Below are 6,654 nucleotides of genomic sequence, written 5' to 3'. Positions count from 1 at the left end.
TCCACCGCGATCTCGTCGAAGGGGTTCATGGACATCTTGACGCCGGCGGTCTCAACGCCCGTGCCGTCCGCCTTCACCCGGACCTTCACGTTGTAGTCGACCACCCGCTTCACGGGCACAAGGATCTTCATCGAACCGTTCCCTTATTGCGGCGCCAGGCGCACGGCGCCGTCGAGGCGCAGCGTGGTGCCGTTCAGCATGGGGTTCTCCACGATGTGGAGCGCCAGGCGGGCGAACTCCTCCGGCCGGCCCAGGCGGTGGGGGTGCAGGGTGCCGTTGATCAGCGACTGGTGCACGTCGGGCGGCATGCCCGCCATCATCGGCGTCTCGAACAGGCCGGGGGCGATGGCGACGACGCGCACGCCGCGCGGCGCGAACTCGCGCGCCGCCGGCAGCGTCAGCGCCGCCACGCCGCCCTTGGAGGCGGAGTAGGCGCACTGGCCGACCTGCCCCTCGAAGGCGGCGACGGAGGCGGTGTTGACGATCACCCCGCGCTCCCCGTCCTCGTTCAGCGCGTCCTGCGCCAGCATCTCCTCGGCGGCGAGGCGCATGACGTTGAAGGTGCCGATCAGGTTGACGGTGACCACTTTGGAGAAGGTCTCCAGCGGCATCGCCCCCTTCTTGCCGACGACGCGGGCGCCGACGACGATGCCGGCGCAGCTCACCGCCACGCGCACCGGGCCGTGGGCGTCGCGGGCCTGCGCCAGCGCCGCCTGCACCGACGCCGGGTCGGTGACGTCGCAGGCCACGGCCAGCCCGCCGATCGCCTCGGCCGTCGCCTTCGCCCCGGCCTCGTTGACGTCCAGCACGGTGACCCTGGCCCCGGCGGCGGCCAGCGCGCGCGCCGTCGCGGCGCCGAGACCGGAGCCGCCGCCGGTCACCACGGCGGCAAGATTGCGGATGTCCATGTGCGGTTCCCTCCCGTTGATTTCCTGGCGATCGGAGTGTGGGGGGGTGTCGCGGCGGGCTCTCCGTCGCGACCACCCCGCCCGATCACTCGAACGATAGTTCCCGCTCCAGCGGCGCGAACAGCGCCTCCACCTCGGCGTCGTCCACCGCGTCCACCGAGGCGTGGCGCCAGCGCGGGGCGTTGTCCTTGTCGACGATGACCGCGCGCACGCCCTCGCGGAAGTCCGGGTCCAGCGCGCCGCGCGGGGCCATGCGGTATTCCAGGCGCATGGCCTCGTCGAAGGGCAGGCCGGCGCCGCGGCGGAGCTGGCGGAAGGTCACCGCCATGCCCCACGGCGACTTGGTCTTCAGCGTCGCCAGCGTCTCCGCCGCCCACGGGTCGTCGCAGCCGGCCAGGGCGGCCAGCACGTCGTGCAGCGTGGCGCCGGCGAACAGGCGGTCGATCAGCGCCTGCCGGGCCGCCACGGGGGCCGGGCCGGGGTCGCGGTGGTGGCGGTCGAGGACGGCCCGCACCGCGGCGTCGTCGGCCCGGTGCAGCTCGGCCAGCTCCCCCACCAGCGCGGCGAGGCCGGTGGAGGGCACCACATGGGTGGACACACCGGCGTAATGGGCGTCCGCCGTCTTCAGGCGCGCTCCCGTCAGGCCGAGATAGAGGCCGAGTTCGCCGGGGCAGCGCGGCAGGAAGTGGGTGCCGCCCACGTCGGGGAAGAAGCCGATGCCGGTCTCCGGCATGGCGAACAGCGTGCGCTCGGTGGCAACGCGGAAGCGCCCGTGCACCGACAGCCCGACGCCGCCGCCCATGGTGATGCCGTCGATCAGCGCCACATAGGGCTTGGGGTAGGTGTGGATCAGCCGGTTGAGGCGGTATTCCTCGCGGAAGAAGGTCTCCAGCGCGGCGCGGTCGCCGGCGGCGGAGGCGTCGAACAGGGCGCGGATGTCGCCGCCGGCGCAGAACGCCTTCTCCCCGGCCCCCTCGATCACCACCGCGGCGACGGCGGGGTCGGCGGCCCAGCGGCGCAGGGCCGGGTCGATCTGCCGGATCTGCTCCAGCGTCAGGGCGTTCAGCCCCCTGGGCCGGTTGAGCGTGATGCGGCCGACGGCGCCGACGGTCTCGAACAGGACGGTGGGCTCGCTCATCTCACGCCTTCTCCTTGTTGAACGTGTCCGCGTGGCGGTCGCGCAGCAGGTTCTTCTGCACCTTGCCCATGGCGTTGCGGGGCATCTCCTCGACGAAGAAGACGCGCTTGGGCACCTTGAAGTTGGCCAGCCGGTCCTTGCACGCGGCGATCACCGCCGCCTCGTCGGGGCCGGCGGCGCCGGGCTTGCGCAGGACCACGGCGGTCACCGCCTCGCCGAAATCGGGATGGGGGACGCCGACCACCGCCGACTCCACCACCCCGTCCAGCGCGTCGACCACCGTCTCCACCTCCTTGGGGTAGACGTTGAAGCCGCCGGAGATGATCAGGTCCTTGGCGCGGCCGACGATGTGGACGTAGCCGCGCCCGTCCACCTTGCCCACGTCGCCGGTGATGAAGAAGCCGTCGGGCTTGATCTCCTGCCGGGTCTTCTCCGGCATGCGCCAGTAGCCGGAGAAGACGTTGGGGCCCTTCACCTCGATGACGCCGATGGCGTCGGTGCCCAGGATGGCGCCGCTCTCCGGGTCGACCACCCGCAAGGAGACGCCGGGCAGCGGGAAGCCGACCGTGCCGGCGATCCGCTCGCCGTCCAGGGGGTTGGAGGTGAGCATGCCCGTCTCGGTCATGCCGTAGCGCTCCAGGATGGCGTGGCCGGTGCGGGCGCCGAATTCCCGGTGGGTGTCGGCCAGCAGCGGCGCCGAGCCGGAGATGAACAGGCGCATGTGCGCCGCCGCCGCGCGGGTCAGGCCGGGGTGGGCCAGCAGACGGGTGTAGAAGGTGGGCACGCCCATCATCACCGTGGCGCGCGGCAGCAGGGCCAGCACCCGGTCGGCGTCGAACTTCGCCAGGAACAGCATGGAGGAGCCGTTCAGCAGCACGCAGTTGGTCGCCACGAACAGCCCGTGGGTGTGGAAGATCGGCAGCGCGTGCAGCAGCACGTCGTCCGGCCGGAAGCCCCAATAGGCATGCAGCACCAGCGCGTTGGAGCCGAGGTTGGCGTGGCTCATCACGGCGCCCTTGGAGCGCCCGGTGGTGCCCGAGGTGTAGAGGATGGCCGCCGGGTCGTCGGCGGCGCAGGGCACGGTGTCGAAGTCCGGCGCACAGGCGGCGGCGCGGGCGGGCAGGGTGCCGTCGCCTTCGGTGCCCAGGGTCAGCAGGTGCGCCACGCCGGCGGCCGCGGCGGTGCCGGCCAGCTCCGCTTCGGCGTCCGGCCGGCAGACGAAGACGCGGGGCTCCGCATCGCCCAGGAAATACTCCACCTCCGCCCGCGTGTAGGCGGGGTTGAGCGGCAGGTAGACGCCGCCGGCCCGCACGGTGGCAAGGTAGAGGACGATGTTCTCCGCCGACTTCTCCACCTGCACCGCAACCCGGTCGCCCTTCTTCAGGCCGAGGTCGGCCAGCAGGCGGGCGTACCGCCCGGTCAGCTCCTCCAGTTCGGCGTAGGTGACGGTGCGGCCGGTGTCCGTCTCCAGGAAGGGGCGGCTGCGGTCCTGCGGGAAGCGGGCGCGGAACAGCTCGTACAGGTTTCCGCCGGGGTAGGAGGCTGCGCCGTCATCGGTGGTCGTGGCGTTCATGTGATGCGTCCCCTGGTCTCCCCGGAACCCGATCCGATCGCGGCTTACCATACGCCACCGAATGGTTCCAGGGTTATGTATTTGGAATGGGCTATTGTTGTATACTGTTGCCGCCCATGATGGACACGAACTCGGCGAAGATGTCGATCTGGATGGTCACGTGGCGGCGCATGGCCTGGTAGGCGCGCTCCGGGTCGCCGGCCAGGATGGCCTCGACCACGTCGTCATGCTCCTCGAAGCTGTCGCCGACCCGGTCGGGGTGGTTGAGCTGGTAGCGCCGGTAGGGGGCCAGCCGCGCGAACAGGCCGCGGGCGATGTCCTGCAGCGGCTCGTTGTGGCTGCCGGCCTGGATCGCCTCGTGGATCGCGCGGTTCCTGGCGTAGTAGGCGTCGAGGTCGCGCGCCTTCATGAACGCCCTGGAGTCCTCGTGCAGGCGCTTCAGGGCGTCGCGTTCCTCCGCCGACATGCGGCGCGCGGCGTAGCGGGCGCACAGCCCCTCGATCTCCGACATCACCTCGAACATCTGGACCATGCGGTGCAGGTTCAGCGGCGCCACCACCGCGCCCTGGCGCGGCTGCTTCTCCACCAGCCCGACGTGGACGAGCTGGAGGATCGCCTCGCGGATGGGCGTGCGCGAGATGTTGAAGCGCTGCGCCAGGCTCTCCTCGTCCAGGCGGGTGCCGGGGCGCAGGCGGCCGAGGAAGATGTCCTCCTCGATGGCCCGCCGCACCTCCTCGGCGCGGGTGCCTCCCTTCCGGTCCTCGGACATCGGCGGCTCTTCCCTCTCCCGTTCGGCCCCGTTCGTTCGCGGGGCGCATTTGAACACAAATCGGTGCGCCCGTGTATACAGAATGTGGACACCGCGTATTTTCTGTGTTAGGCGTCGTGTCCAAGAACACGGACGCCGGCCGCCGCACGAGCCGGCCGCATAGGGGGAAACGGCGATGGATTTCACGCTGTCCGAAGATCGGCAGGCGTTCCGCGACACCGCCCGCGCCTTCGCCGCGGCCGAGATGGCGCCCCACGCCGCCCGCTGGGACGAGAACGCGGAGTTCCCCGTCGACACCCTGCGCAAGGCGGCGGAGCTGGGCTTCGCCGGCATCTACGTTCAGGACGACGTGGGCGGCTCCGGCCTGGGCCGCGTCGACGCCGCGGTGATCTTCGAGGAGCTGGCGGCCGCCTGCCCGTCGACCGCCGCCTACATCTCTATCCACAACATGGCGTCGTGGATGATCGACCGCTTCGGCGACGGGGAGCAGCGCCGCCGCTGGTTGCCGGCGCTGACGACCATGGAGCACTTCGCCTCCTACTGCCTGACCGAGCCGGGGGCAGGCTCCGACGCGGCGTCGCTGAAGACCCGGGCGGTGCGCGACGGCGACCACTACGTGCTGAACGGCTCCAAGGCGTTCATCTCCGGCGGCGGCGTGTCGGACGTCTACGTCTGCATGGTGCGCACGGGCGAAGAGGGGCCGCGGGGCATCTCCTGCCTGGTGGTGGAGAAGGGAACGCCCGGCCTGTCGTTCGGCAAGCAGGAGCACAAGCTGGGCTGGAAGAGCCAGCCGACCTCCGCCGTCATCTTCGAGGACTGCCGCGTCCCCGTCGCCAACCGCATCGGCGCGGAGGGGGAGGGGTTCCGGATCGCCATGAAGGGGCTGGACGGAGGGCGCCTCAACATCGGCGCCTGTTCGATCGGCGGGGCGCGCGCCTGCCTGGAGCACGCCATCGCCTACACCGCCGAGCGCCGGCAGTTCGGCAAGCCGCTCAACGCTTTCCAGGGGTTGCAGTTCAAGCTGGCGGACATGGCGACGGAGCTGGAGGCGGCGCGCCTTCTGCTGCTGCGCGCGGCCGCCGGCCTGGACGCCGAAGCCCCCGACGCCACGCTGCACTGCGCCATGGCCAAGCGCTTCGCCACCGACGTCGGCTTCCAGGTGGTGAACGAGGCCATGCAGCTCCACGGCGGCTACGGCTACATCAAGGAATACCCGATCGAGCGGTACTTCCGCGATCTGCGGGTGCACCAGATCCTCGAAGGGACCAACGAAATCATGCGCGTCATCATCGCCCGCCAGATCACCGGCGGCTGACAACGGACGACGCTTATCGGGAGGACACCATGGCGACCATCGCCTTTATCGGTCTCGGCAACATGGGTGCGCCGATGATGCGCAACCTCTTGAAGGCCGGGCACCGGGTCTACGCCTACGACCTGTCGGCCGCGGCCATGGACGCCGCCGCCGCCGCCGGTGCGCACCGGGCGGATTCGCCGGCCGCGGCCGCGGCGGAGGCCGAGGTCGTCGTCACCATGCTGCCGGCCGGGCAGCACGTGCGCGCCGTCTACACGGGCGAGGGCGGGGTGATCGCCGCGGCGCGGCCCGGCAGCCTGTTCATCGACAGCTCCACCGTCGACGTGGCCTCGGCCCGCGCGGTGGCGGAGGCCGCGGCGGCGGCCGGCCACGCCATGGTGGACGCGCCGGTGTCCGGCGGCGTCGGCGGGGCGGAGGCGGCGACCCTGACCTTCATGGTCGGCGGGCCGGCTGCGGCGTTCGAGCGCGCCCAACCCATCCTGCAGGCCATGGGCAAGGCGATCATCCACGCCGGCGGCCCCGGCAACGGTCAGGCCGCCAAGGTCTGCAACAACATGATCCTCGGCATCTCGATGATCGGCGTGTGCGAGGCGTTCGCCCTGGCCGAGAAGCTGGGGCTCGACGCGCAGACCCTGTTCGACATCTCGTCCAAGGCGTCGGGCCAGTGCTGGTCGCTGACCAGCTATTGCCCGGTCCCCGGCCCGGTCCCCACCTCCCCGGCCAACCGCGACTACGCCCCCGGCTTCGCCGCGGCGATGATGCTGAAGGACCTGAAGCTGGCGGTGGAGGCGGGGCAGAGCGTCAACGCGCCGCTGCCCATGGGCTCGGAGGCGGCGCAGCTCTACGCCCTGTTCTGCGCCAACGGCCACGCCGGGCTGGACTTCTCCGGCATCGTGACGATGCTGCGCGGGCAGGGCTGATACCAACGGCACCTGAAGGGTGCCGTTGGTA

General features: G+C 71.2%; 6 protein-coding genes and 1 pseudogene. 2 read left to right on the top strand and 5 right to left on the bottom strand.

What is annotated here, in order from left to right; genetic code table 11:
* The 5 genes and pseudogenes from G472_RS39045 to G472_RS0121545 form a co-directional block, all read right to left on the bottom strand.
* Positions 1-131 (bottom strand): annotated as a pseudogene (locus tag G472_RS39045) (electron transfer flavoprotein subunit beta/FixA family protein); the annotation flags it as partial.
* 12 nt (positions 132-143) lie between these two features.
* Entirely contained in the window at positions 144-908 is a 765-nt protein-coding gene (locus tag G472_RS0121560) for an SDR family NAD(P)-dependent oxidoreductase (protein WP_029010036.1), read from the bottom strand.
* Positions 909-993: 85 nt separating this feature from the next.
* Positions 994-2,046, bottom strand: a complete 1,053-nt coding sequence (locus G472_RS0121555) for an enoyl-CoA hydratase/isomerase family protein (RefSeq protein WP_029010035.1) — start codon at positions 2,044-2,046, stop codon at positions 994-996.
* Position 2,047: 1 nt separating this feature from the next.
* Positions 2,048-3,619, bottom strand: a complete 1,572-nt coding sequence (locus G472_RS0121550) for a malonate--CoA ligase (RefSeq protein ID WP_051341117.1) — start codon at positions 3,617-3,619, stop codon at positions 2,048-2,050.
* Positions 3,620-3,710: 91 nt separating this feature from the next.
* Positions 3,711-4,388 (bottom strand): GntR family transcriptional regulator, encoded by a 678-nt coding sequence (locus G472_RS0121545; RefSeq protein WP_029010033.1) that lies wholly within the window; start codon positions 4,386-4,388, stop codon positions 3,711-3,713.
* A 175-nt stretch (positions 4,389-4,563) separates the two neighbouring features.
* On the opposite strand from G472_RS0121545, the gene G472_RS0121540 reads away from it, so the two are divergent.
* Together G472_RS0121540 and mmsB are read left to right on the top strand one after the other, a co-directional pair.
* Positions 4,564-5,703, top strand: a complete 1,140-nt coding sequence (locus tag G472_RS0121540; protein WP_029010032.1) for an acyl-CoA dehydrogenase family protein — start codon at positions 4,564-4,566, stop codon at positions 5,701-5,703.
* The gene (mmsB, locus tag G472_RS0121535) at positions 5,700-6,623 is read left to right on the top strand and encodes a 3-hydroxyisobutyrate dehydrogenase (protein ID WP_281173361.1); all 924 of its coding nucleotides are present in this window, start codon (positions 5,700-5,702) and stop codon (positions 6,621-6,623) included. The genes G472_RS0121540 and mmsB overlap by 4 nt, the downstream gene beginning before the upstream one ends.
* Positions 6,624-6,654 lie beyond the last annotated feature (31 nt).

It is taken from the genome of Azospirillum halopraeferens DSM 3675 (assembly GCF_000429625.1).
Taxonomy (GTDB): domain Bacteria; phylum Pseudomonadota; class Alphaproteobacteria; order Azospirillales; family Azospirillaceae; genus Azospirillum; species Azospirillum halopraeferens.
Note: the sequence above shows the minus strand (reverse complement) of the source record. Positions and strands in the feature narration are given on the sequence as shown.

Bases quoted from the DNA above. Each gene is read 5' to 3' on its own strand.
- G472_RS0121550 (WP_051341117.1), bottom strand. From the start codon at position 3,619: ATGAACGCCACGACCACCGATGACGGCGCAGCCTCCTACCCCGGCGGA.
- G472_RS0121545 (WP_029010033.1), bottom strand. From the start codon at position 4,388: ATGTCCGAGGACCGGAAGGGAGGCACCCGCGCCGAGGAGGTGCGGCGG.
- G472_RS0121555 (WP_029010035.1), bottom strand. From the start codon at position 2,046: ATGAGCGAGCCCACCGTCCTGTTCGAGACCGTCGGCGCCGTCGGCCGC.
- G472_RS0121540 (WP_029010032.1), top strand. From the start codon at position 4,564: ATGGATTTCACGCTGTCCGAAGATCGGCAGGCGTTCCGCGACACCGCC.
- G472_RS0121560 (WP_029010036.1), bottom strand. From the start codon at position 908: ATGGACATCCGCAATCTTGCCGCCGTGGTGACCGGCGGCGGCTCCGGT.